Origin of the sequence: Paeniglutamicibacter quisquiliarum, from assembly GCF_019084045.1 — a bacterium.
GTDB lineage: Bacteria > Actinomycetota > Actinomycetes > Actinomycetales > Micrococcaceae > Paeniglutamicibacter > Paeniglutamicibacter quisquiliarum.
In genome coordinates, this window is sequence record NZ_JAHRED010000009.1 from 91,816 (window position 1) to 116,509 (window position 24,694).

Sequence of the window (24,694 nt, forward strand, 5' to 3'; positions counted from 1 at the left end):
GGGAGTGCACCGGGGCGGGAGGCGATTCCATCATCGCCTCCCGCCCCGGTGCACTCCCGAAGGTGCCTAGACGTGGTTTTCCGCCTCGGTCAGCACCGATCGCAGGATCGACTCCATTTGGTCGAACTCCGGAGGGCCCACCGTCAACGGGGGAGCCAACTGGATGACGGGGTCGCCGCGGTCATCGGCGCGGCAGTACAGCCCCGCGTCAAAGAGCGCGGTGGACAGGAAGCCGCGCAGCAGGCGCTCGGATTCCTCGTCGTTGAACGTCTCCTTGGTCTTCTTGTCCTTGACCAACTCGATGCCGTAGAAGTAGCCCGCGCCTCGCACGTCCCCGACGATCGGCAGGTCCTTGAGCTTCTCCAGCGTGGACTTGAAGATCGGGGCGTTGTCCTTCACCCGCTGGTTCAGCCCCTCGCGCTCGAAGATGTCCAGGTTCGCCATGGCCACCGCGGTGGACACCGGGTGCCCGCCGAAGGTGTAGCCGTGGTAGAAGGTGGTGTCCCCGTGCTTGAACGGCTCGAAGAGCTTTTCCGAGGCGATCATGGCGCCCAGCGGCGAGTAGCCGCTGGTGATGCCCTTGGCGCAGGTGATGATGTCCGGCACGTAGCCGAAGTCCTCGCAGGCGAACATCGAGCCGATGCGTCCGAAGGCGCAGATGACCTCGTCGGAGACCAGCAGCACGTCGTACTCGTCGCAGATCTCGCGGACCCGCTGGAAGTAGCCCGGGGGTGGCGGGAAGCAGCCTCCGGAGTTCTGCACCGGCTCTAGGAAGACCGCGGCAACCGATTCTGCGCCCTCGAACTCGATGGCCTCGCGGATGCGTTCGGCGGCCCAGAGGCCGAAGTCCTTCTCGTTGTCCGCTAATTGCTCGGGGGCTCGGTAGAAGTTGGTGTTCGGGACGCGGAAGGTGCCGGGCACCAGCGGTTCGAACGGCGTCTTCATCCCCGGCAGCGAGGTGATGGCCAGGGCGCCCTGCGGGGTGCCGTGGTAGGCCAGTGCCCGGGAAATCACCTTGTGCTTGCCGGGCTTGCCCTGCAGCTTGAAGTACTGCTTGGCCAGCTTGAACGCCGATTCGACGGCCTCGCCGCCGCCGGTGGTGAAGAAGACCCGGTTCAGGTCGCCCGGCGCGTAGTTGGCCAGTCGCTCGGCCAGGTCGATGGCCGGTTCGTGGGCGTAGGACCACAGCGGCATGAAGGCGAGTTTTTCCGCCTGCCTTGCGGCGGCCTCGGCGAGCTCGGCCCGTCCGTGGCCGGCATTGACGACGAAGAGGCCGGCCAGCCCGTCAATGTAGGGCTTGCCCGCATCGTCATAGAGCATGTGGCCCTGGCCGCGGGTGATGATCGGGACGCGGGCGCCTTCCTGCAAGGGGGAGTGGCGCGCCATGTGCATCCACAGGTGGTCCCGGGCGGCGGCCTGTCGGTCGGTGCCCAGGGGCGTGGTGCTGGGTGCAGTGCTGGCGGTGGTGCTGGATATGGTCATCGGGTACCCCAGTTGTATTCCTGTTTGCGTAGCGAGAGGTACATGAACGTTTCGGTTTCACGCACCCCTTCCACGGATCGAATTTCAGTGATGATGCGCAGCAGGTCCTCATCATTGGCGCAAATGACCTCGGCAATGATGTCCGAGGGGCCGGCCACCACAACGCAGTAGTCGACCTCGGGCAGGGCGGCGATCCGGTCGGCGGTGGCAATGATGTCGCCGGTGGATCGAATGCCCAGCAGGGCCTGGCGCTTGAAGCCAAGTTGCAGGGGGTCGGTGACGGCAACCACCTGCATGACCTTGCTGTCGACGAGTTTCTGGACCCTCTGCCGCACGGCTGCCTCGCTGAGCCCGACGGCCTTGCCGATGGCTGCGTAGGAACGACGTCCATCTTGTTGCAGTTGCTCGATGATTGCCTTGGACGTTTCATCCATGATGAAGCCATGGGGCGCTCCATTGGGTGCGGATTGGGTCACTTCCTATCGACCTCCTGATCGATCAAACGGGTGTCCATGCTCCGCGCTGTGGCACCAGCCACACCGCTTGGGAATGAGCATAGCCCGAAGGAATCAGTTGCGGAAGAGCCTTCTAACGGTTGATTTCCATCGTTGATGAAATGCATGTCGACGAAAACTATTGTCAGGAAGAGCAATTCCTGACATGATCCATGTCAAGAGTCGACCGTGACGGGCGTCACGGTCGGTTAGGGGGCGTCAAGGGAAGACGCTGTGCCAGCTGAAGGGGAAACGAAGAATGTCCAACCAGAACCAGCGCGAATTGCCCAGGGATCCAGCGGTACGGGCACTGATCCAGCAGGCACAGCGCATGCAGTTGTCGCGCCGCAGGCTATTGGCCGGTGCAGGGGGACTTGGTCTCGCCGCCTTCCTGGCCGCATGCGGGACCGGGGGCACGGGCGGCAACGCCGGCAACAGCACCGCGGCCGCCGTGGCCGACATGTCCGAAAGCGACAAGAACGTCTTCTGGGCCAACTGGACCCTCTACCTGGATTACGATGACGAGGCCAAGAACTACCCGACCCTCGACGAATTCGCCAAGCGCACCGGAATCAAGACGCACTACGCCGAGGACATCGACGGCAACGACTCCTATTACGGCAAGGTCCAGGCCCAGCTCGCCGCAGGCCAGGACATCGGCCAGGACATCATCACCCTGACCGATTGGATGGCCGGTCGCGTCATCCGCCAGGGATTCACCCAGGAGCTGGATCACGCCAACATCCCGAACATCAAGAACCTCCTGACCGGTCTGCAGGACGTTGACTTCGACCCGGGACGCAAGAACTCGTTGACCTGGCAAAGCGGCTACGCGGGCATTGCCTACAACAAGGCCAAGTACCCCAAGGGGCTGCGCACGGTTTCCGACCTGTGGAATCCGGACCTCAAGGGCCGGATCACCGTACTTGATGAAATGCGCGACACCATGGGCCTGCTGATGCTCGACAACGGCGTGGACATCTCAAGCGGCTGGGGCGACACCGAATTCGCCGCCGCCACCGACGTGCTGTCCAAGCAGATCGCGAACGGCCAGATCCGCCAGGTGAAGGGCAACTCCTACAAGGAAGACTTCATTTCCGGGGACGCCATCGCCGGAATCGTCTGGAGCGGTGACATCACCCAGATGAACTTCGAGAACGACGACCAGTGGGAGTTCGTGCTCCCCGACGCGGGCGGAACGCTGTGGAGTGACAACCTCATGGTCGCTGTCGCATCTCCCCGCAAGTCCAATGCCGAGAAGCTCATGGACTACTACTACGAACCGGAGGTCGCCGCCCAGGTGGCCGCCTACGTGAACTTTATTTCCCCGGTCCAGGGTGCAAAGGAAGCGATGGAAAAGATCGATCCGGAGCTGATGAACAACCCGCTGATCTTCCCGTCCGAATCCGACCTGGCCAAGGCCCACGTCTTCAGGTCACTCAGCGCCGAGGAAGAAACCAACTTCAACAGCCAGTTCCAGACCTCGATCGGCGCGTAGTGCCCGGCCTGCAGATCCACAGAAAGTCCCAGCAATTGATTGGCGTCCGAAAATGACAACAACTTCCACCATCAAGGACGAGGCCCGGCCCAAGGCGTCCTCCGGGGCCGACCTTCATCTGGCCAACGTCACCAAGCGATTTTCGGATTTCACCGCGGTCGACGACCTGACCCTCACGGTGCCCAGCGGCACGTTCTTTGCCCTGCTCGGCCCCTCGGGCTGCGGCAAGACCACCACGCTGCGGATGATTGCAGGCCTCGAACAGCCCACCAGCGGGACGATCAGCATCGGAGGCAAGGACGTCACCAAGCTGCCTTCCTTCCAACGCCAGGTCAACACCGTCTTCCAGTCCTACGCGCTGTTTCCGCACATGACGGTGCTCGACAACGTTGCCTTCGGGCTCAAGCGCAAGCGGGTCGGGGACTCGGTCGCCCGGGCCAAGGCGGCGCTGGAGATGGTCGAGCTCCAGCACCTGGCCGCGCGCAAGCCGATGCAGCTCTCCGGAGGGCAGCAGCAGCGTGTGGCGCTGGCCCGTGCGCTGGTCAACCGTCCCGCCGTGCTGCTGCTTGACGAACCGCTCGGCGCCCTGGACATGAAGCTTCGCCGGCAGATGCAGGTGGAGCTGAAGTCAATCCAGACTGAGGTCGGCCTGACCTTCATCCACGTGACCCACGACCAGGAGGAGGCCATGACCATGGCCGACACCGTCGCGGTGATGAACAAGGGCAAGATCGAGCAAATGGGTGCCCCGCGCGATTTGTACGAACTGCCCAGGACCGCCTTCGTTGCAAACTTCCTGGGCAAGTCCAACCTGATGCCCGGAAGCGTCACCGAGGACCTCGGCAACGCCGTCGCCGTGGACGTGGCAGGCCACCGCCTGGTCATGCCCAAGGACCGGGCCGTGTCCCACAGCGGTGCAGCCGTGGTGGGAGTGCGCCCGGAAAAGATGCGGGTGTTGAACCTGTCCGACGAATACTCGCCCAGTGCCAACATGCTCACCGGCACCGTCCTTGACGCCTCGTTCACCGGGGTCAGCACCGAATACCTGGTGGAGGTCCCCGGCATCGGCACCCTCGCCACGTTCTCGCAGAACATGGGCCAGGCCCCGGCGCGGCGCGGGGACACCGTGCGCATGACCTGGGAACCGGACTTCTCCTTCGGCCTTGACGGGTCCGCAAAGACCACCGAGGGGCAGGACGCGGTATGACTTCCACCGTGGAGCGTTCCCGCAGACGGAAGAACAGGGGACCCCAGGACCTTCGCAGCGAGGAAGAACTCGTCGCCGAAAGGCGCAAGGGCAGGGTCGGCCTCTACCTGATCATTCCCGGCATGGCCGTCCTGGCCCTGTTCTTTGCTGCTCCGGTAATGGTCCTTCTGGGCATGTCGCTCTATGCCAGGCCCCCGGGCGCGGAGATCGGCGAGTTTGTCCCGGCCCTCGAATTCGGCAACTACGCCACGGTCGTCGGCGCCTATTGGGAGGTGTTCCTGCGCTCGTTCCTCTTCGCGCTCATCGCCACCGTCGCTGCACTGCTCATCGGCTACCCGATGGCCTACCTTGTGGCAGTCCGCCTGCGCGGGCGACAGCTCATGCAGGGGATCCTGTTGGTGCTGCTGATCGCGCCCTTCTTTTCCAGCTTCATCCTGCGCACCCAGGCCTGGAAGCAAATCCTCTCCGACGAGGGCCCGGTGGTCACGGTGCTGCGGGCCATTGCGATCCTGCCGGCGGATGGCCACCTCACCGCAACCGCCTTCGCCGTGGTGTGCGGACTGACGTACAACTTCCTGCCGTTCATGATGCTGCCGATATACGCGAACCTCGACCGGCTGGACACCAACCTGTTGGAGGCCTCGGGGGACCTTTACGCCAGCCCGCTGACCACCTTCTTCAAGGTGACGCTGCCGCTGTCGATGCCGGGTGTTTTTGCCGGCACCCTACTGACTTTCATTCCGGCGGCCGGAGACTATGTCAACGCCGCACTGTTGGGCAACAACCGGGACACGGCAATGATCGGGCAGATCATTGACTCGCGATTCTTCAAGGTGGTCGACTACCCCGGGGCCTCGGCGCTGAGCTTCATCCTCATGGTCCTGATCCTTGCGCTGGTCATGATCTACATCAAGCGATTTGGCACCAAGGAATTGTTCTAGGAAGGCAAGGCATGAGACAAAAATTTGGGCGCTGGTTCATTCCTGTCGCCGGGGGCCTCGCCTTCATCTATCTGCTGGTACCGATTGCCTACATCTTCGTTTTCTCGTTCAACGATGCCGGGCGCACCAACCTCGAATGGCGAGGATTCACCCTTGATAACTGGAAGAATCCCTGCGGCGCCCCCAATGTGTGCGAATCGTTGGTGAACTCGCTGCAGATCGGCGTGGTTGCCACCATCTTCGCCACGGTGCTCGGAACCTGTGTGGCCCTGGGCCTGGTGCGCTACAAATTCAAGTTCCGCAATACCGCGGACCTGCTGATCATCCTGCCGCTGGCCACACCCGAGGTGGTGCTGGGAGCCTCGCTGTTGGCCCAGTTCCTGAACCTGGGTTGGGAGCTTGGATTCAGCACCATCGTGATTTCCCACATCATCTTCTGCATGTCGTTCGTCGTGGTCACCGTCAGGGCCAGGGTCTCTTCGCTGGACCCGCGCCTCGAAGAGGCGGCCTCCGACCTCTATGCCAGCCCGATCACCACCTTCTGGAAGGTGACGTTCCCGCTGTTGCTTCCGGGCATCGTCGCCGCGGCGCTGCTGTCGTTCGCGATGAGCTTCGACGACTTCATCATCACCAACTTCAACTCCGGAAACTTCTCGACCTTCCCGAAATTCATCTATGTCTCGGCCACCCGGGGCATTCCGGCCCAGGCCAACGTCATCGGATCGGCGATGTTCATCCTTGCACTCGTGGTGGTGGTGACCTCCCAGGTCATTGCCTACCGCCGGCGAAAGGCACTGGCCGCGCGCTAGCCTGGCCGCGCCGGACACGCGATTTCTGCCACGAACCACCGGTGACAAGGGGACAGAAGGGGGAAAGCGGGCAGGGCCTGTGGAAAGATAGTGGCCATGACTGAACCGAAGTGGTTGACGCCCGTGGAAAGAGAAGCCTGGCTGGCTCTCGTCTCGGTGACGACGTTGCTGCCGGCCGCTCTCGACAGCGAACTGCAGGTCCAGGCGAAGATCACCCTCTTTGACTACACGGTGCTGGCCATGTTGTCGGAGGCCCCCGACCACATCCTGGCCATGAGCGAGCTGGCATCGCGCACCAGCTCCTCGCTTTCGAGGCTCTCACACGTGGTTAAGAAGCTCGAGGGCCGCGGATGGGTAGAACGCAGCAGGTCCGCCGAGGATGCCCGTGTCACCATTGCCAAGCTGACCCGCGAAGGCTGGGACACCGTGGTGACCCTGGCCCCCGAACACGTCGACTCGGTGCAAAAGATGATTTTTCAGGGACTTGACGACCACGATGTAGCGGAATTGGCGCGTATCGGCCGGAAGCTTGTGGGCCAGCTGAATCCCGAACACTGGATCCTGCGGTAGGAAGCAACCGGGCCACTCTCCCCGGTGACGGCGCAGCCGTACCCGGGAGTGAGGTAGATCGCATGCGTGGAAGCCAAAAAGGCATGTTGTCGATTTGGCTGCCGATGTGTTAATCGCCTAGAATGATTAGGCGTTAAGTCGTGCATGCCCAATCGGGTTTGTGCGGTTACCCGTAAAACCGAATATCGCGGACAGCTGAGTAGGGAAAAATACTCGCCGACCGCGAGGTTCACCGTCTTTCACGCTAATCAGGGCGCTTCGGTTGGTTCTCACCCAGCCTGGTTACCTTCAAAGTGTGCAGTAATAACGGTGTCACAACTGGTGGCGGGACTCTTATACGCAGATTCAGAGGCAGCAGTTTTCCGCTGTATCTGTAAAACGAGTACCGCCAATATTTACTACAACTGAGGAGTGATCATGGCAGCAGTATGCCAGGTGACTGGTGCAGTTCCGAACTTCGGACACAGCATCTCCCACTCGCACCGCCGCAACAAGCGTCGGTTCGACCCGAATATCCAGAAGAAGCGCTACTGGGTTCCGTCCCTGCGCCGTAACGTCACGCTGACCCTGTCGGCAAAGGGCATCAAGCTCATTGACGTTCGCGGCATCGACGCCGTTGTTACCGGACTCATTGCAAAGGGTGTGAAGATCTAGTGGCTAAGGATAAGGACGTACGTCCCATCATCAAGCTCAAGTCGACCGCCGGCACCGGTTTCACTTACGTAACCCGTAAGAACCGTCGTAACAACCCAGACCGCATGGTTCTGAAGAAGTACGACCCGGTAGTCCGCAAGCACGTCGAATTCCGAGAGGAGCGCTAAAGATGGCCAAGAAGTCCATGATTGCTAAGAACGAGCAGCGCAAGGTCATCGTTGAGCGTTACGCCGAAAAGCGTGCAACCTTGAAGAAGACCCTCGTTGACCCGAACGCAACCGACGAGGCACGCGAAGAGGCCCGCCTGGGCCTGCAGAAGCTGCCCCGCAACGCATCGCCGATCCGCGTTCGCAACCGCGACGCCATCGACGGCCGCCCCCGCGGCACCCTCCAGAAGTTCGGTATCTCCCGTGTTCGCTTCCGCGACATGGCACACCGTGGCGAGCTTCCGGGCATCACCAAGTCTTCCTGGTAAATTCCAGAAGCAGTCAAAGGCCCCAACCGATTCGGTTGGGGCCTTTGGCCATTTAAAGGTTCAACGCGTTGCCCGAGGACGCCTGGTGGCACGGAGCCGGGGGAGGCTACGGCCTATTGCGTTTACCCAGCCAGCGTCCGAGCCACCTGGCACGTCGCGGCGCAACCGCGACTTCCTGCTCCTGAACCTCGGCTGATCGTCGCGATTTCCATGCGGCGATCTCGACCTCGACGTCCCGCAGGGGCGTAATTACCGGAGGTCCCCCGAGCAGCTGGCGACGTGCATCGATGACGCGGGCATTGAAATCCTCAAGCAGGGCCCGCACGGCGGCGGCGCCGGACAACCGGTCAAGGGTCCCCTCAAGCTCATCGTCTTCCTTGCGCAGCATCAAGGCAGGGGGACCGAGGCCGGTGATTTTCTCCCGCTCGATAAGCCCCTTGACCCACCAGTCCGGATCCGTGGTGGAGCCAAGGCCGGGTATGGGTTTGCCGGCGTAGGCAAGGTTGTCGAATTCTCCCCGCGCGAACGCGGCATCCAAGGCACTGTTGGCGGCCTCCCAGACCTTGTCCTCTGCGAGGAAGCGGGGGATCGCGGCAGGTGCATCCTCCGTGTCGCCAAGGGTCTTCCCGGTGCGCTGGGCATATTCATCCGTGAGGGGGAGTTCCTCGGCAATGTCCCGGTCCAGGCGGTAGCGCGCCGAGCGCAGCGATGCCTCACTGTCTTCATCAAGATTGCGTCGGGCCATGGGTGTCGCCCACCTTTCAATGAGGTTCCCCACCAACACTAACGAGGGCCCGGCAGCGGGGCAACGACTGGCAATTGCAGGCACCCCATGCCGTTGTGGCTCACTCCCTGCATTCCAACGGCTCGCTCAGCCCAGGATTCGATGGGCTGCCGCCCATAAAGGCGCTTTTCGGTATCGCCACCCTGATGCCCCTGGTTACTAAAGCCGCCGCGGCTCCGTCGCACCGGCGGGGTATCTACCCCTGGGTTAAGGGATGCTCCAGGGGACCAACCAAACCGGAATGCCCAATGCCAGGCTTGGCAGGCGGTAGCTTTGGAGATCATGAGCCAGAACAAAACCACCCACGCGGTCCCGAACCGTGCCATGCCACAGACCGCAACCGAGGCTCACCGCCACGTCGGCGATGCCGCCGGACTGCGGATACTGGTCACCGGGGCGAATGCCGGCATCGGTTTTTGGAGCAGCCTCCAGCTGGCCGGACGCGGCGCAGAGGTCATCATGGCGTGCCGGAACACCCGCAAGGCCAAAGCGGCTGCCCAGGCCATCCGCGCCAGGGTCCCGGCCGCAAATCTCCGTGTCGTCGAACTTGATGTTGCCAGCCTTCAGTCGGTCTCCGAAACCGCCAAGGAACTCAACGGTCTCACGCACCTGGACGTCCTGATCGCCAACGCAGGCATGGTCCATACCCCTCGAACGAGGCAACGCAGCATGGACGGGCTGGAGCTGGTGGCCGCGACCAACTACTTCGGTCACTTTGCGCTGGTTGCAGGGCTGTTGCCCGTGCTGGAACGGGCGGCGGCTTCCCGTGTAGTGGCCCTCGGCTCGCTGTCGACCCTGTTGGTCCGCCCGCGCCTCGACGATCCGCAATTGCTGAGGAACTATTCATCGTGGCTTGCGTACGCGCAATCCAAGATCATGCTCCAGTCCTTCGCCTTTGAGCTGGACCGTCGGCTTCAGCGGTCTTCGAGCAGCATCCGTGCCCTGGGCGCGCATCCCGGCTACTCGATTTCCGGGCGCACCCCCGCGGTTGTCGGCGTCAATGAACCGAGAGCGTTCAAGCGGGCCACGGACACACTCCAGGCGCCGTTCGCCCAGGGCAAGGACAGGGGCGCCTGGCCCATTGTCCGTGCCGCGCTGGACCCCGAAGCGTTCACCTCTGAGGGACCGGTGTTTTACGGTCCGAACGGTTGGGTCAAGGGCGGTCCGACAACGACCAGGCCCGCTTCGATCACCACCGATCCGCACGCTGCGAAGACCATCTGGAACGCAGCTGAATCCGCCACCGGAATTTCCTTGCTTGGCTGAGGCCGAATGTTGCCCAGAGCCGTTTCAAGGGAGCGTACCCAACCCGATTTTTGTCGCGATCGGAACTGAAATCGGCAACTCGCGCACGACTTCGGGGGAAGGGACGATTGCCGGCCCGGGCGTGCTGTTCGTCTCTCTTTGGGCTGAAAAACTGCCGCTGAACGCGAAAAACCTGCCAAAGTTCAAAAAATTCCCGGGAATTCGGCCCAATTCGGGCGTTTCGCGCAGGAACATTTGGTAAGTTCTCACACAGAAGTCCCCGCGAACGCGAGGCGACCCGCGCCGATACCGGGCGGGAAGATGAAGTCCAGGAGGACATACTTTGGCTATGAACCGTAGTGAACTTGTTGCAGCTGTCGCCGAGAAGACCGGCAACTCCCAGGTAGCCGTCAACGGTGTTTTGGATGCAGTGTTCGACGTATTCGTTTCCCAGATTTCCAAGGGCGAAAAGGTCTCGATCCCGGGCTGGCTCGCAGTCGAGCGCACCGACCGTGCAGCACGCACCGGCCGCAACCCGCAGACCGGCGAAGCCATCCAGATTCCGGCCGGCCACTCGGTCAAGCTGACCGCTGGCTCGAAGCTGAAGGCTGCCGTCACCGGCAAGTAGTCTGCGCCCCGCGCAACAGCTTTCAAGCCGCCCCCTGCATCGGTCCATGGACCGGAAGCAGGGGGCGGCTTGGCGTTAACGGGGCCCCCGGCGAAATCTGGGTTCTACGATCAGTAGAACCCCGTAGAATGATTGCTGGAACTTGTAGGCAAGACCTCGGAATCCCTTGGTGGAGGAATCACGGCATGAAGAATCACGGCCAGCGCATCGTGCGTGGCTGGATCGGCGCGCTCGTTTGCACCAGCCTTGCCGCTGCCTCCCACACACTGATCGACGGCGACTTGCCCCCGCTGCCGATTCTCGGCCTCCTGCTGTGCATCGGTGCCGCGATCTGCACCGCGCTTGCAGGCAGCCGGATCTCGCTGCTGCGCACCGCGCTGGCCGTGATGCTGAGCCAGGGGGCGTACCACGGCGCCTTTGCCCTGTTCGGACATCAGCATCGGGCCACCGGACTGCTCAATGAAGACCCAAGTCTTGCCGGTCACGCCGCCCACACCCTGACACTGAGCGTGGACACCTCCGTGGCAGCGGCCACCGATCCCTCCGCATCCTGGCTGATGCCGCTCGCGCACGTGCTTGCGGCGGCGGTGACCGTGGTGGCCCTGCGCCGGGGCGAAGTCGCTGTTCGTGCATTCGCCGACGTCGTCTCCCTCTACGTGCCGCGACTGATCCTGTTCATCCGCAGCCTGCCATCCGTACGCGGCAAGCAGCCGCTGCTCGGTGTCCCCTTCAGGTCCTTGGTGCTGCGCGACGTGCTGCGTCCCGCGCTGCATCGCCGCGGTCCTCCGCGTGGTCCCGCTTTCGCATACTCGTAAAAGCCCCAGACCACGATCGCGGCGCAGCAGTGCCGCGAAGGACAGGACCACAAGACCCATGACCCAAGTAATCCCAACCCCGCGCACCGCCACCCGGATCGGTGTGCTCCTTGCCGCCGTGCTGCTGTGCCTGATGACCGTCTTCGGCGTCTCCGGCGCGCAGGCGCACGATGAGCTGATTTCCTCCACCCCGGCCAGCGGCGACGTCCTCAAGACCTCACCGAAGTCGCTCGTGCTCACCTTCAGCGGGGACATCAAGGAGATCGGCACCATCCTCGAGCTGAAGGCCGCCGACGGGAAGAAGATCGGCACCACCTTCAAGATTGACCGCCGTGACGTCATCGTCACCCCCGAGGCCCCGCTGCCCAACGGAAGCTACACGCTGGTTGCCCGCGTGGTGTCCTCCGACGGCCACCCGATCGCCAAGGACATCGACTTCCAGGTCAACGGCCCCGCGGCCGTCGCGGACTCCGCGCCCGCAACCGCCCAGGCCCCTGACGCCGGCGCACCGGCGGCAGGCCCGGCACCCGCGGCCGAAACCGCAGCGACCGCCGATGACACCGCGGAGGACCAGCCCCTGGCCGGCATGCCTGCTGGCCTTGTCTGGACGATCCTCGCCCTTGCCGGAATCGGCATGGTCGTGCTGGTGCTGCTCAAGGTCCGCCGCCAAAACAAGTAGCCGGCTGCCCGGCAACGACCGGTCGCAACTCTTCCGGGCCCAGGGTGGCGTGGGCCACCCTGGGCCCGGAGGAGTGGCCGATCGGTGGGAGAATGAAGCGGCAGGAAGCTGAAAGGACATTGTGAACAAGTCACGGAACATGCAGGCAACGGCCTCCAGGGCGCAGGCGGCGGACCCCACGGGACGGCTGTGGCCGCTGCTGACCCTTCCCGCACTGGCTGTCGGCGTGCTGGTGCTGATCGCGGCCAGCTACTTTGCCGGCACCGCGCAGGCCAGCGAGCTGGGTGACCCCGGACCGATGATCCGCTGGGCACTTCCCATGGCCAAGGCGCTTCACCATTCCTCGATGGCCATCACGGTTGCCGCGCTGGTTTTTGCCGCCACCATCCTGCCGCGCTCCACCAAGCCCAAGCGCCCGGCACCGGGCGAACACGACACCGACGGCGGCCAGGTCCATCCCGCCTTTGCCCGCACCATGAACCTTGCCGCCGCCGCAGGCATGCTCTGGACGGTGACCGCGGCGGGGGTGCTGGTCTTCAATTTCTGGGACCTCGTCGGCAAGCCCATGAGCACCGATCCCAGCTATACCAGCGCGATGCTCGACTACGTCCTGAACATTTCCGTGGGCCGGGCCTGGGCCTGGATGATCGTGATTGCCGCGATCACCTCCTCGCTGGCCTTTGGCGTGCGGTCCCCGGCACTGGTGGGTGCCACCGCCGTCTTTTCCCTCGCGGGAGTCCTGCCGATGTCCCTGATCGGACATGCCGCCGGCGGCGACGACCACTGGGGAGCGGTCAACTCGATCATGCTGCACCTGGTGGGCGTGTGCCTCTGGTTCGGCGGCATTGTCGTGCTTGCCGCGCTGGCCCCGCTGCTGGCCGCCAAGGCTCCGGGCCGCTACGCGGGCACCCGGCCCATCCTGGCCGGCACCGTGCTGCAGCGTTTCTCGGCGCTGGCCACCATTTCCATCGTCCTGGTCGCCGGTTCCGGCGTCGTCAACGCCTCGATCCGCATCACCGGCTGGGACCAGTGGATGACCCCCTACGGCTGGATCGTGATCGCCAAGGCCGTGGCCACCCTGGCCCTGGGTGCCCTGGGCCTGGCCCACCGCCGACGGGTGATCCCGGCGCTTCGGGACGGAAAGCTCCAGGCCACGCGCGCCGCCTGGCTCGTGGTGGGCGCCGAGGCCATCGTCATGGCCGCCGTCATGGCACTGGCCACGGTCCTGGCCCGCACCGCGCCTCCCACTCCGGACACCGCGCCGGAACTGCCGACCCCGGCACGGTTGCTCACCGGGTACGAGCTCCCCCCGGCGCTGACCAGTGCCAGCTGGCTTGAGGTCTGGCGCTTCGACTGGCTGTGGATCGCCATCGCGCTCTTCCTGGCCCTCGCCTACCTGTGGGCCGTGGTGAGGGTGCGCCGCCGCGGAGACAAGTGGTCGGTCCTGCTCACGATCTCCTGGATGGTCGGGTTGGCCTGCCTGTTCTACTTCACCTCCGGCGCCCTGGCCGTCTACGGCAAGATCCTCTTCTCCGTGCACATGGTCGACCACATGGCGCTGACCATGGTCGCGCCCCTGTTCCTGGTGATCGGCTCGCCCGTCACCCTGGCCCTGAAGGCCCTGCCCTCGCGCGGCGACGGGACCCGCGGGCCGCGCGAGTGGATCCTGGTGCTGGTGCACTCGAAGTTCTCCGCGTTGGTCACCAACCCGATCTTCGCCGCCGCCAACTTCGCCGGATCGATCATCATCTTCTACGGCACCGAGGCCTTCGGCTTCGCCCTGCGCAACCACGTGGGCCACGAATTGATGAACGTGCACTTCCTCATCACCGGCTACCTCTTCGCCCTGTCGATGATCGGCACCGACCCGGTGCCGCGCCGCGCGCCGTACCCGCTGCGCCTGGTGATCCTGCTGGCGACCATGAGCTTCCACGCCTTCTACGGGGTCTCCATCATGAGCTCCACCTCGCTGATGCAGGCCGACTGGTTCGGCAACATGGGACGCACCTGGGGCGAGGACGCGCTGGAGGACCAGCGGCTGGGCGCCGGGGCCATGTGGGGGATCGGCGAGATCCCGACGCTGCTGCTGGCCCTGGGCGTGATGGTCTCCTGGAACCGGGACGACTCCAGGGAGAGCAAGCGCAAGGACCGGCAGGCCGAACGCGACAACGACGCCGAGTTGAATGCGTACAACGACATGTTTGCCCAGTTGAAAAAACGAGACGAGGAGATTGCGCGCCGTGGCCGCTAGGACCAAGACGGGTGCCCTGCGCACCCTTGCCCTGAGCCTGTCGATGGGCCTGCTGCTGGCCGGATGCGCCGGATCCCCGCAGGCGGTCGAGCTGCCCGAGGGGCACGCACCGCTCAGCACCGGGTCTTCCGCTGCCGCGCCCTCCAGCGCGGCAGCCCAGCTGGACGTCTCGGAGCTCTCGGTGGCCTCGGGCATCTCCATGGCCGCACGGCTGGGCTTCGACCAGGCACGGGTGATCACCGGCACCGAACTCGCAGCGCTGAAGAAGGCGCCGGAGGGAACCCAGGGCGGGGTCACCGTGCTGCCCACCCAATGCGCCGAGGTCATCGAGTCGCTGAACTGGTCCCCGCTGCAGATGGGCGGCGAGGGCGCGCGGACCGATTTCCTGACCGAGAAGATTCCCGCCACCGGGTCGGTCGAGGTCGCCAAGGTCACGGACAAGGCCGCGCTGGAGGCGCACTACGCCACCGTGCTGGCCATGCTCACCGACTGCAAGAAGGTGACCATGCACCAGGAAACCGAGACGGTGCCCTTCGCCACCGCCAAGCCGGATCTCAAGGCCGGCGAGGCGGACTCGGCCATCGCGTGGACCCGTGGCAGGCCCGGCCAGGGAATGCGACAGCAGGCCCTGGTGTTGATCAAGGCCAAGGGGGACCACGTGGCAATGGTGTCCTTCATCGCCGCTGACGGCCTTGAGGCCCCCGAGTTCAGCCAGATGGCAGCCCAGATCCTCAACGCCGCACTCGCCCAGGCCGGCTAGCCGGCCCCGTGCCTTCCCCCGGGCAGGGGCCCGGGGCCCGCCGGCGGGTTCGTCGCATCAGGTCATGATGTCCCGCCCCGGGGAACAAACCGGGATAATTGAATCCAGCACCGCGTCAGCCGACAAGCTCAAGGAGTATCCCCATGACAGCGTCCACAAACACCGGAACCGAATCCGTGCGTACCTCGTACAAGGTCCGCGCCTCAGAACTGGTCGGCCGCAACTGGCTGAACACCGGCGGAAAACAACTGACGCTGCAGGACTTCCGTGGCAAGATCACGATCCTGGACTTCTGGACCTTCTGCTGCATCAACTGCCTGCACGTGCTGGACGAACTGCGGCCGCTGGAGGCCAAGTACTCCGATGTCCTGGTGACGGTCGGAGTCCACTCCCCGAAGTTCGAGTACGAGGCGGACCCGGTGGCCCTGGCCGCGGCAGTGGAACGCTACGAGATCCAGCACCCGGTGCTCGATGACCCCGAGCTTGTCACCTGGCAGGCCTACGGCGCCCGCGCCTGGCCGACCCTGGTGGTCGTGGACCCCGAGGGCTACATCGTCGCCCACCTCTCCGGCGAGGGCCACGCCAGCGGACTGGAGTCGCTGGTGGAGGAACTCATCGCCGAGCACGATGCCAAGGGCACGTTGCACCGCGGCACCGGCCCCTACGTGGCACCCCCGGCACGCGAGGGCGACCTGCGCTTCCCGGGCAAGGCGGTTGCGCTGGAAAACGGGAACTTCCTCATCGGGGACTCGGGCCACCACCGCATCGTGGAGCTGGGCAACGACCTGTCCACCGTGGTGCGCACCTTCGGCTCCGGCGTGAAGGGCTTTGCCGACGGCGACGCGGCCACCGCACAGTTCAACGAGCCCCAGGGCCTGGCCCTGCTCCCGGCCGAGCTTGCCGCCACCCTGGGCTACCACGCGGTCATCGCCGACACCGTGAACCACCGCCTGCGCGGGCTGAACCTCGACACCGGCGCGGTCACCACGCTGGCAGGCAACGGCATCCAGCGCCTGCTCGACGCCGACCAGGCCCGCTCCGCGGCCGGCGACGGCAACGAAGGGGCCTGGATCAGCGACCTGGGCAACGACCCGCTGAACACCTCGCTGTCCTCCCCGTGGGACGTGTTGTGGAGCCCCAAGACCAACGCGGTCATCATCGCGATGGCCGGAACCCACCAGATCTTCTCCTTTAACCCCGAGACCCTGGCCCTTTCCGTCTTCGCCGGCACGGGCCTGGAGGGCCTCGCCGACGGGGCGCCCGGGGAGAGCTGGTTTGCCCAGTCCTCCGGCCTGGCCCTGGACAAGCAGGAAAACATCTGGGTTGCCGATTCGGAGACCTCAGCGCTGCGCCGCCTGGTGCTGGCCGCGGACGGCTCCGTCGAAACGGTCGAAACAGCGATCGGCGCCGGGCTCTTTGACTTCGGCTTCCGCGACGGCGCGGCCGATGCGGCACGCCTGCAGCACCCGCTGGGCGTTGCGGCGCTGCCCGACGGCTCCATTGCCATCGCCGACACCTACAACGGCGCGGTGCGCCGCTACGACCCGGCCACCGCCACCGTCAGCACCCTGGCCCGCGGCCTGAACGAGCCCGCCGACGTGCAGCTCGATGCCTCGGTGGACGGCGAGCCGGTCCTGCTGGTCGTGGAAACCAACAACCACCAGCTGGTGCGCCTGCCGCTGCCGGCCGAGGCACTGGTCGTTGACGAGGGCGCCAGCCAGACCCAGCGCCCCAAGACCAAGGTCACGGCGGGGGAGCACGCGCTGACCGTGCGTTTCTCCGCACCCAAGGGCCAGAAGCTCGATGACCGCTGGGGGGATCCCACCCAGCTGAAGATCTCCTCCTCCCCGGAGGAGCTGCTGCTCTCCGGCGGCGGCACCTCGACGGGCCTGACCCGCACCCTGGAACTGAACCCGGAGATCCCCGAGGGCGTCCTGCACATCACGGCCCGCGCCGCCGCCTGCGACGGGGAGCCGGGTGGCGAGATCCCGATGCACGCCGCCTGCCACCTCTACCAGCAGGACTGGGGCATCCCGGTGGTCCTGGACGCCGAGGGTGAAAGCGAGCTGGTCCTGGACCTGCGCGGGCTGGACAACTAGCGGGTTCCTTCCCCTGCCCCTCCGCGAGGCCCGTCCCCATCCGGGGGCGGGCCTCGCGCCGTCCGCGGGTGCACCCCGGCATGGTGAGCATTCTCACCCACTGCCGGGACGCGAACGGTGAGCCGCGTCATGGCGGGGAAAATTCGACCCGCGTATCGTTAGCAATGCTAAAGAAACCAACGAGGTCGAAACCAAAGACGCCGGGTCGCCCGGCGCATTGAAGGAGGGTCCGTGGCTCGCCCGGATCAAGTGAACGTAACCAACAACGCCCCGAAACCCGCACCAACAACCCCCGCCGACCCCAGCGACACCGGGGACCTGGCCGCCGAACTGCGCGTGGCCGTGATGAAGACATCCCGCCGCCTGCGCCTGGAATCAAGCTCCGAGTCGCTCACCCCCGCACAGTATTCAGTGCTCGCGGCCCTGAGAAACGAGCAACACACCATCGGCGAGCTGGCCGCCCGCGAACAGGTCGCGGCCCCGTCCATGACGCGCATCGTGAAGTCCCTGCTGGAGGCGGGGCTGGTCACCCGCACCGCCAGCGAGCACGACGGACGCCAGGTGCTGATCGCACCCACCGCCGCCGGGAGAGACGCCTACCGGGGCGCACGCAGCCAACGCACCGCCTGGCTGGCCACGCGCCTGGAAACACTCGGCGCCAAGGATCGGGCAACGCTCGCGCGCGCCGCGGCCCTGCTGCAGGAAATGAGCGCCAAGTGAGCCGGATGTTCAGCGCCCTGAAAAACCCGAACTACCGGCTCTGGACCGCCGGCGCACTGGTCTCCAACATCGGCACCTGGATGCAGCGCGTGGCCCAGGACTGGCTGGTGCTCACCATGCTGACCAACCACGACGGAACGGCCGTCGGCATCACCACCGGCCTGCAATTCCTCCCGATTCTGCTCCTGGGACCCTTTGCCGGCGTGCTCGCGGACCGCATGGACAAGCGCAAGCTGCTGCTGGTCACGCAGTCGGCGATGGGCTTCTTTGCCGTGCTGTTGGGCGTATTGGTGGTCACCGGCGCCGCGGAGCTTTGGCACGTCTACCTGCTTGCGCTGGGGCTGGGCGTGGCCAGCGCCTTCGACGCGCCGGCACGCCAGGCCTTTGTCTCCGAACTGGTGCCGGCCGGCGACCTGCCCAATGCCGTGGCGCTGAACAGCGCCTCGTTCAACCTGGCCCGGCTGGCCGGCCCCGGCGTCGCCGGGATGCTGATTGCCCTCTTCGGCACCGGACCGGCATTCCTCATCAACGCCGCCAGCTTCGGCGCGGTGATCTTCTCCCTGGCCAAGATGCGCACGGAGCGGTTCCAGCCCACCGTGCTGGTGGCCCGCCGGAAGGGCCAGATCCGCGAGGGCGTGGCCTATGTGCGCCAGCGCCCCGACCTGCTGCTGATCTTTGGGCTGGCCTTCGTCGTGGCCACGTTCGGCCTGAACTTCCAGCTCACCAACGCCATGATGGCCACCGACGTGTTCAACGTCGGTGCGGGGGAGTTCGGATTGCTGGGAACCATCATGGCCGTCGGCACCCTGGCCGGGGCCCTGCTGGCCGCCCGGCGCGGCAGGCCGCGGATGCGCTACCTGCTGGGCGGTGCCATCGGCTTTGGCGCCACGGCACTGATTGCCAGTTTCATGCCGAGCTTCCTCTGGTACGCGCTGATGATGGTGCCGGTGGGGCTGGCCTCGCTGACGTTCCTCAACAGCGCCAATACCATGATCCAGTTGTCGGTCGATCCTGCCTACCGCGGGCGCGTGCTGGGGCTCTACGTGATGGTGGTCCAGGGCGGAACGCCCCTGGGCGCCCCCTTGGTGGGCTGGCTCGGCACCGAGTTCGGTGCCCGCTGGTCGGTCGGCAGCGGCGCGGTGCTCTCCCTGGTCGCCGGGCTCATTGCCGTTGTCCTGGTGGTGCGCAGGTCGCGGAACGCCCCGCGCCTGAAGTCCGGCTCCCCGGCCAGGCACCGGGCCGCATCCCGCCCGCTGGTCCCCGCGCTGGGCCGCTAGGCCCCGCGGCGTGGCCGAAGCGCGCGTTACTCGCTGGAGACGGGGGTGACGCGGACCTTGGTGGTGTTGGCCTTGAGTGCCGCGGTGAAACCGAAGGTGTCGTCGATGGTCTGTTCGGTGTACCTGCCGGTGCGCAGGTCCTGCTCGGTGAGTTCCAGGCGGGCCTTGACGGTCAAGGGACGCAGGGACCAGCCCCCGTCGAAGGAAACGACCTCGGCGGCCGGGTAGTCCACGATGCTCCAGTGGATCGAGTCCGACTGCACCCGAGCGGAGGTGGAGTAGCTCATCGGGCAGCCGGCGGGCATGAGCACCTGCTGGCTGGCGCAGCCATCGAGGTACGCGGTGATCTGCTTGTTGACCTCGTCGAGCAATTTCTTGGTCGGCCGGGTCTGCAGCTTCACCTCCGTGCCCTTCCTGGCGAAATCGGTCACCGCCAGGCCCCGCGAGTCGGCACTGAAGTTGGGGGTCGCGAAACCGGTGTCGATGACCGCGGGAACGAAGACCGGAACGGTGGCCTGGCCCTTGACCAGCGGGGCGCGCCGCGCGTTCACCAGGACCTCGTTGGTGGTGTTGGCCGAGATGGCCACCGTGGGAAGTGTCGTGGGAACGAACTCCCAGGTGTCGAAGAACAGCCAGCTGCGCCCGGTGTGCCGCAACTGGTAAGTGGTTTGCTGCTCGACGCCGTGGATCGAGTAGCTGGCCACGACCTTGACGGTGTCCTCGGCTCCGAGGATCTCCTCGGGCTTGCCGACGGTGAAGTCCTTGATGTCGGCACTGGCGGCCTTCAGCCCCTCGCCGTCAAGCAGCAGGGCGTTGCCCGCGGGCACCTTGGCATTGAGCATGCCCAGTGCCTGGGCGCCCTCGCCGTTGACGAGGTGGGACTGGAGTTCCTTGACCATCTGGGCCGGCCCGAAGGCCTTCTGGTTCACCAGGACGATGACGGAAACTGCAACTACGGCCAGCACCACAAGGGCCGCCGCCCAGATGGCAGCGACCCTTGTGGGTGATAAACGTTCGCTCATTGAGTCCAAGGCTACCGGGAAAATCGGGACGTTTGCGCTAACTGTCCTAGCGGCGGCGGCGCCGCCTGGTGCCGAACATGCCGCGGAGCATTTCCCTTCCGAACACGTTTGCAGCCTGTAAGGCCATGTCAAGCAGGGGATTGTCGGGTTTCTGCGCCGGTGCCGGCGCCTTGGTCCGGCCACCGGGGGAACCCGTTGTGGCCACCGGCGGTTCGGCCTTGGTGTAGTCGGCCGCCCCCGGTTCCGGAGCGGAATTCGGGATTGACGACGGCCGGCCAAGAATGGATTCCTCGATGTGCCGTGCGGCGGCGTCGATGTCGGCCTGGGTCTGGCCGGGACCCGGGACCCGGGCGGCAACCGACCCTCCGGTGGGCACCGGCGCCTCGGAGCCCGAGGTGGTGGCCCCGTTGAGCTTTTCGTAGGCCGATTCGCGGTCCACGCTCGTGCCGTAGACCTGCATCAGGGCGGAAGAACCGATGATCCCGGATACCACGTCGGGGGCGGAGGGGCCCATGGTGGATTCAGGGCTCCACATGCGCGTCCAGGCCACCGGGGTGGGGGCGCCCTTCTCGTTCATGACAGTGACCACCGCTTCGCCGGTGCCCGCCTGCGTTAGCGCCTCGTCCAGGTCGTAGTCGCTGGTGGGGAACGTGGAGATCGTCGACTTCAGGGCCTTGGCGTCATCGGGGGTGAAGGCCCGCAGGGCATGCTGGATGCGGTTGGCCAGCTGTCCCAGCACGTCGCCGGGAACGTCCTTGGGCGTCTGGGTCACGAAGAACACGCCGACGCCCTTGGAGCGGATCAATCGGACGGTGGCCGTGATCGAGGTCAGGAAGGCCTTGGAGGCCCCGTTGAAGAGCAGGTGCGCCTCGTCGAGGAAGAACACCAGCTTGGGCTTCTCCGGGTCCCCGGCTTCGGGCAGTTCGGCAAAGAGGTCCGCCAGCAGCCAGATCATGAAGGTGGAAAAGAGCAGCGGCTTTTCCATGAGGGTCGGCAGTTCCAGGATGCTGATGACCCCGCGGCCGTCAGGCGCCTGGCGCAGGAGCTCGGCGGTGTCGAATTCCGGCTCGCCGAAAAACGACTCCATGCCCTGGGCCTGGAGGGTGACAAGCTCGCGCAGGATGACGCCGGCGGTCGCCTTGGACACGCCTCCCAGCCCCTCGAGTTCGTCCTTGCCTTCATCGCTGGTCAGGTGCTGGATGACCGCGCGCAGGTCCTTGAGGTCGTGGAGGTCCAGGTCCTTGGTGTCGGCGTAGTGGAAGATGAGCTGCAGGCAGGATTCCTGCGTTTCGTTCAACTCCATGATCCGCGAGAGCAGCAGGGGACCGAAGGAGGAGAGGGTAGCGCGGATCGGGGTTCCCTGCCCGTTGCCGCCCAGGGCGTAATACTCCACGGGGAAGGACTTGGCTTCCCATTTCATGCCGACCGAGGCGGTGCGGGCGGTGAGTTTTTCCGTCGGGGTCCCGGGCGTGGAAAGACCGGTGAGATCGCCCTTGATGTCTGCCAGGAAGACCGGAACCCCGTGGGCCGACAGCTGTTCGGCCATCAACTGCAGGGTAATGGTCTTGCCGGTGCCGGTGGCGCCTGCCACCAGGCCGTGCCGGTTCATCATCCGCAACGGCAGGCGGACCTGTGCCTCGGGGAAGAGCTGGCCATCGACCAGTGTTGCCCCCAGATACACCGCCAACCCGTCAAAGGCATAACCTGCGCTGATGGATTCCACGTGCTGGGCTGTTGTCATCTTGGCCATGACCATAGCCTACGGTCTGGATCGTGACAGTGGTGGTGGGCGCGCCAATTCTTTTTGGCAGCCAGGATGCGCAGGGCCCCGGGAGGAATGCTCCCGGGGCCGGCCGTCGTGGTTGCGGTGCGCTGCTCCGTGCCGCTAGAACGGGTTGAGCAGGCGGTGCACGAATTGCTGGGTGCGCTCGTTCTGCGGAGCCCGCAGCACGACCTCGGGGTGGCCGCGCTCTACCACCACGCCCTGGTCCATGAAGACGACCTCGTCGGCGACCTCGCGGGCAAAGGCCAGTTCGTGGGTCACCAGGACCATGGTCCAGCCCTCGTCGGCCAACTCCTTGATCACCTTCAGCACGTCTCCCACCAGTTCCGGGTCCAGCGCGGAGGTCGGCTCGTCAAAGAGCAGCAGCGAGGGCCGCAAGGCCAGCGCCCGGACAATGCCGACCCGCTGCTGCTGCCCGCCGGAGAGCTGGTGCGGGTACTGGTCGCGCTTGGCTTCCAGCCCGACCCGCGCCAGCAGCACTTCCGCTTCGGCAACCGCCTCCTTGCGCTTGCGCCGCTGCACCTGGACCGGGCCCTCTATCACGTTCTCCAGCACCGTCATGTGGGGAAAGAGATTGTAGTTCTGGAAGACCATGGCGCTGCGGGTGCGCAGGACCTGCGCCTGCTTTTGCGTCGTCCCGGAATCAAAGACCACGGCGGGCCCGTCGCTGAAGGCGACTTCGCCGCCGTCCGGGATCTCCAGGCCATTGAGGCAGCGCAGCACCGTCGTCTTGCCGGAACCCGAGGGACCGATCAGCGCAAGCACCTGTCCCTTGCCGATTTGCAGGTCGATGGACTTGAGGACCTGGTGGTCCCCGAAGCTTTTCTGCAGGTCGGTCACCTTCAGCAGCGCGGGGGCATTCGTGCCGGGGCTAGTGTGCGACATAGCGGTCAAGCCTTCTTTCCAGTCGTGTCTGGCCGGCGGAGAGCACCAGGCAGACCACCCAATAGACCATGGCCGCCTCGATGTACACCAGCAGGAATTCCTGGCTGAAGGCGGCGATTTCCTGGGCCCTGCGGAACAGCTCGGTGAACAGGATCAGCGAGGCCAGGGAGGTGTCCTTGACCAGGGAGATGAAGGTGTTCGACAGCGGGGGCACCGACACCCTTGCGGCCTGCGGCAGGATCACCCGGCGCAGCGTGGTGGTGCGCGACATGCCGATGGTGTAGCCGGCCTCCCACTGGCCCTTGGCCACCGAGAGGATGGCCGCGCGGATCACTTCGGCCGCGTAGCCGCCCACGTTCAGCGAGAAGGCGATGACGGCGCTGGGCCAGGGGTCCAGGGTTACCCCGATGGACGGCAAACCGAAGAAGATCACGAAAAGCTGCACCAGCAGCGGGGTCCCGCGGATCACAGAGATGTAGGCGCGGGCGATGAACGAGACCACCGGGTTGCGGCTCAGCCGCATCAGCGCCACGACCAGCGCGATCGCCAGGCCGATGGCGAAGCTCAGCAGCGACAGGGGAATGGTCCCGACCAGCCCTCCCTGGACGATGGGCCAAAGCGAACTGCCGACAAGCTCCCAATCGACATCCATGGGCAGTACTCCTTTGCAAGGTGGGGTCGCGGGCCGCAGGGATGCGGCCCGCGGCGATGCCGGGTACTACTTGGTGACGTCGGCCCCGAAGTACTTCTCGGAGATCTTGGCCAGGGTGCCGTCCGCGGCGAGCTCGTCCAGGGCCTTGTCCACGGCCTTGACCAGGTCGTCGCTGCCCTGGCGGAATGTCACGGCACTGAGTGACTTGTCGGTGGTTTCTGCGGCGATCTTGATGCCGTCGTCCTGCTTGGTCTTCTGCGAATCCAGGTAAGTCAGCTTGTCGTTGATGGTGGCATCCACGCGACCTTGCTTCAGCAGCGTGATGGCCTGGGCCCACCCTTCCACGGCTTCGACATTGGCCCCCGAGTCCTTGGCCAGCGTGTTCCAGTTGCTCGTCAGCGACTGGGCGGTGGTCTTGCCCTTCAGGTCCGCGAAGGAGGAAATATCGCTGTTCCCGGCCTCGGTCACGATGACGCCGGTGCTCACGGTGTAGGGCTTGGAGAATTCGTACTTGGCCTCACGCTCCGGGGTTATGGAGACCTGGTTGGCGATGACGTCGAAGCGTCCCGCCTCCAGCCCGGCAAAGATCGCGTCCCACTGGGATTCCTCGAACTTGGGCTCAACGCCGAGCTTTTGGGCCACGGCAGTCACGATTTCCACGTCGAAGCCGGTCAATGCGCCGGTCCCGCCCTCGTGGAAGGAGAACGGCTTGTAGGTGCCTTCGGTGCCGACCTTCAGGACACCCGCGTCCTGGACCTGCTTCAGGGTCAGGCCGGTGGCGGTTCCGGTGGCCGCCGGCGATCCCGAGGGCTCGGTCGAGCCGCCGCATCCGGTGGCAGCCAGGGCGAGCACTGCCGTTGTCATTAAGGCGATGATTTGACGTTTCATGGGAAACGGTCCTTTCGGTGGCGATTGTTCAAGCGCCGGCGGGGGGAGCGGGTCCCTTGGGGCAAGGGGCCGCGTT

At 65.3% G+C, this 24,694-nt stretch carries 26 protein-coding genes; 18 read left to right on the forward strand and 8 right to left on the reverse strand.

Annotated elements, in window-relative coordinates:
- Positions 1-66: 66 nt before the first annotated feature.
- Both KRR55_RS15755 and KRR55_RS15760 read right to left on the reverse strand, forming a co-directional pair.
- On the reverse strand, positions 67-1,482 hold the full coding sequence (locus KRR55_RS15755) for an aspartate aminotransferase family protein (protein ID WP_217390078.1): 1,416 nt from the start codon (positions 1,480-1,482) through the stop codon (positions 67-69).
- Positions 1,479-1,916, reverse strand: a complete 438-nt coding sequence (locus tag KRR55_RS15760; RefSeq protein ID WP_071213195.1) for an Lrp/AsnC family transcriptional regulator — start codon at positions 1,914-1,916, stop codon at positions 1,479-1,481. The genes KRR55_RS15755 and KRR55_RS15760 overlap by 4 nt, the downstream gene beginning before the upstream one ends.
- 319 nt (positions 1,917-2,235) lie before the next feature.
- Between KRR55_RS15760 and KRR55_RS15765 the strand changes: the two genes are divergently transcribed.
- The 8 genes from KRR55_RS15765 to rpsN all read left to right on the forward strand — a co-directional run bounded on the left by KRR55_RS15765 (position 2,236) and on the right by rpsN (position 8,130).
- Positions 2,236-3,474: a polyamine ABC transporter substrate-binding protein gene (locus tag KRR55_RS15765; protein WP_217390080.1), complete on the forward strand. Its 1,239-nt coding sequence runs from the start codon at positions 2,236-2,238 to the stop codon at positions 3,472-3,474.
- Between the two features lie 52 nt (positions 3,475-3,526).
- Positions 3,527-4,681, forward strand: a complete 1,155-nt coding sequence (locus KRR55_RS15770; protein ID WP_217390082.1) for an ABC transporter ATP-binding protein — start codon at positions 3,527-3,529, stop codon at positions 4,679-4,681.
- Positions 4,678-5,622, forward strand: a complete 945-nt coding sequence (locus KRR55_RS15775; RefSeq protein WP_217390084.1) for an ABC transporter permease — start codon at positions 4,678-4,680, stop codon at positions 5,620-5,622. The genes KRR55_RS15770 and KRR55_RS15775 overlap by 4 nt, the downstream gene beginning before the upstream one ends.
- Before the next feature lie 11 nt (positions 5,623-5,633).
- On the forward strand, positions 5,634-6,431 hold the full coding sequence (locus KRR55_RS15780) for an ABC transporter permease (protein ID WP_217390086.1): 798 nt from the start codon (positions 5,634-5,636) through the stop codon (positions 6,429-6,431).
- 96 nt (positions 6,432-6,527) lie between these two features.
- Entirely contained in the window at positions 6,528-7,001 is a 474-nt protein-coding gene (locus KRR55_RS15785; protein ID WP_217390088.1) for a MarR family winged helix-turn-helix transcriptional regulator, read from the forward strand.
- Between the two features lie 417 nt (positions 7,002-7,418).
- Positions 7,419-7,655, forward strand: coding sequence for a 50S ribosomal protein L28 (rpmB, locus tag KRR55_RS15790; RefSeq protein WP_132359223.1), 237 nt, complete (start codon positions 7,419-7,421; stop codon positions 7,653-7,655).
- Positions 7,655-7,822, forward strand: a complete 168-nt coding sequence (gene rpmG, locus KRR55_RS15795) for a 50S ribosomal protein L33 (protein WP_007270730.1) — start codon at positions 7,655-7,657, stop codon at positions 7,820-7,822. The genes rpmB and rpmG overlap by 1 nt, the downstream gene beginning before the upstream one ends.
- A gap of 2 nt (positions 7,823-7,824) precedes the next feature.
- Positions 7,825-8,130 (forward strand): 30S ribosomal protein S14, encoded by a 306-nt coding sequence (gene rpsN, locus KRR55_RS15800; protein WP_068733062.1) that lies wholly within the window; start codon positions 7,825-7,827, stop codon positions 8,128-8,130.
- A 106-nt stretch (positions 8,131-8,236) separates the two neighbouring features.
- Here rpsN and KRR55_RS15805 read toward each other — a convergent pair whose 3' ends face one another.
- Positions 8,237-8,875, reverse strand: coding sequence for a DnaJ family domain-containing protein (locus tag KRR55_RS15805; RefSeq protein WP_217390090.1), 639 nt, complete (start codon positions 8,873-8,875; stop codon positions 8,237-8,239).
- A 321-nt stretch (positions 8,876-9,196) separates the two neighbouring features.
- On the opposite strand from KRR55_RS15805, the gene KRR55_RS15810 reads away from it, so the two are divergent.
- The 10 genes from KRR55_RS15810 (at position 9,197) to KRR55_RS15855 (ending at position 19,388) form a co-directional block, all read left to right on the forward strand.
- Positions 9,197-10,180 carry an SDR family NAD(P)-dependent oxidoreductase gene (locus KRR55_RS15810; RefSeq protein ID WP_217390092.1) on the forward strand — a complete coding sequence of 328 codons (984 nt, stop codon included), beginning with the start codon at positions 9,197-9,199 and terminating at the stop codon, positions 10,178-10,180.
- Positions 10,173-10,421, forward strand: coding sequence for a hypothetical protein (locus tag KRR55_RS15815; RefSeq protein ID WP_217390094.1), 249 nt, complete (start codon positions 10,173-10,175; stop codon positions 10,419-10,421). The genes KRR55_RS15810 and KRR55_RS15815 overlap by 8 nt, the downstream gene beginning before the upstream one ends.
- An 81-nt stretch (positions 10,422-10,502) precedes the next feature.
- Positions 10,503-10,787 carry an HU family DNA-binding protein gene (locus KRR55_RS15820; protein ID WP_071212675.1) on the forward strand — a complete coding sequence of 95 codons (285 nt, stop codon included), beginning with the start codon at positions 10,503-10,505 and terminating at the stop codon, positions 10,785-10,787.
- Between the two features lie 185 nt (positions 10,788-10,972).
- Positions 10,973-11,602: a hypothetical protein gene (locus KRR55_RS15825; protein ID WP_217390096.1), complete on the forward strand. Its 630-nt coding sequence runs from the start codon at positions 10,973-10,975 to the stop codon at positions 11,600-11,602.
- Positions 11,603-11,660: 58 nt separating this feature from the next.
- Positions 11,661-12,281: a copper resistance CopC family protein gene (locus KRR55_RS15830; protein WP_217390098.1), complete on the forward strand. Its 621-nt coding sequence runs from the start codon at positions 11,661-11,663 to the stop codon at positions 12,279-12,281.
- A gap of 121 nt (positions 12,282-12,402) precedes the next feature.
- Positions 12,403-14,532 (forward strand): bifunctional copper resistance protein CopD/cytochrome c oxidase assembly protein, encoded by a 2,130-nt coding sequence (locus tag KRR55_RS15835; protein ID WP_336245142.1) that lies wholly within the window; start codon positions 12,403-12,405, stop codon positions 14,530-14,532.
- Positions 14,522-15,292, forward strand: coding sequence for a hypothetical protein (locus KRR55_RS15840; RefSeq protein ID WP_217390100.1), 771 nt, complete (start codon positions 14,522-14,524; stop codon positions 15,290-15,292). Before KRR55_RS15835 ends, KRR55_RS15840 begins: the two co-directional genes overlap by 11 nt.
- A gap of 143 nt (positions 15,293-15,435) precedes the next feature.
- Positions 15,436-17,391 (forward strand): NHL domain-containing thioredoxin family protein, encoded by a 1,956-nt coding sequence (locus KRR55_RS15845; protein ID WP_217390102.1) that lies wholly within the window; start codon positions 15,436-15,438, stop codon positions 17,389-17,391.
- Between the two features lie 231 nt (positions 17,392-17,622).
- Complete coding sequence (locus tag KRR55_RS15850; protein WP_336245143.1) at positions 17,623-18,111, forward strand: MarR family winged helix-turn-helix transcriptional regulator; 489 nt, start codon at positions 17,623-17,625, stop codon at positions 18,109-18,111.
- Positions 18,112-18,116: 5 nt separating this feature from the next.
- A complete protein-coding gene (locus KRR55_RS15855; protein ID WP_217390332.1) occupies positions 18,117-19,388 on the forward strand; it encodes an MFS transporter in 1,272 nt (423 codons plus the stop codon).
- Positions 19,389-19,414: 26 nt separating this feature from the next.
- On the opposite strand, the gene KRR55_RS15860 is transcribed toward KRR55_RS15855, so the two are convergent.
- From KRR55_RS15860 to KRR55_RS15880, 5 genes are all read right to left on the reverse strand, one after another.
- Complete coding sequence (locus KRR55_RS15860; protein ID WP_217390104.1) at positions 19,415-20,410, reverse strand: hypothetical protein; 996 nt, start codon at positions 20,408-20,410, stop codon at positions 19,415-19,417.
- 46 nt (positions 20,411-20,456) lie between these two features.
- Positions 20,457-22,160, reverse strand: a complete 1,704-nt coding sequence (locus KRR55_RS15865; RefSeq protein WP_217390106.1) for a helicase HerA-like domain-containing protein — start codon at positions 22,158-22,160, stop codon at positions 20,457-20,459.
- A gap of 135 nt (positions 22,161-22,295) precedes the next feature.
- Positions 22,296-23,078: an amino acid ABC transporter ATP-binding protein gene (locus KRR55_RS15870; protein ID WP_269468897.1), complete on the reverse strand. Its 783-nt coding sequence runs from the start codon at positions 23,076-23,078 to the stop codon at positions 22,296-22,298.
- The gene (locus KRR55_RS15875; RefSeq protein WP_217390108.1) at positions 23,065-23,730 is read right to left on the reverse strand and encodes an amino acid ABC transporter permease; all 666 of its coding nucleotides are present in this window, start codon (positions 23,728-23,730) and stop codon (positions 23,065-23,067) included. Before KRR55_RS15875 ends, KRR55_RS15870 begins: the two co-directional genes overlap by 14 nt.
- A gap of 66 nt (positions 23,731-23,796) precedes the next feature.
- On the reverse strand, positions 23,797-24,618 hold the full coding sequence (locus KRR55_RS15880; RefSeq protein WP_217390110.1) for an amino acid ABC transporter substrate-binding protein: 822 nt from the start codon (positions 24,616-24,618) through the stop codon (positions 23,797-23,799).
- Positions 24,619-24,694: the final 76 nt, after the last annotated feature.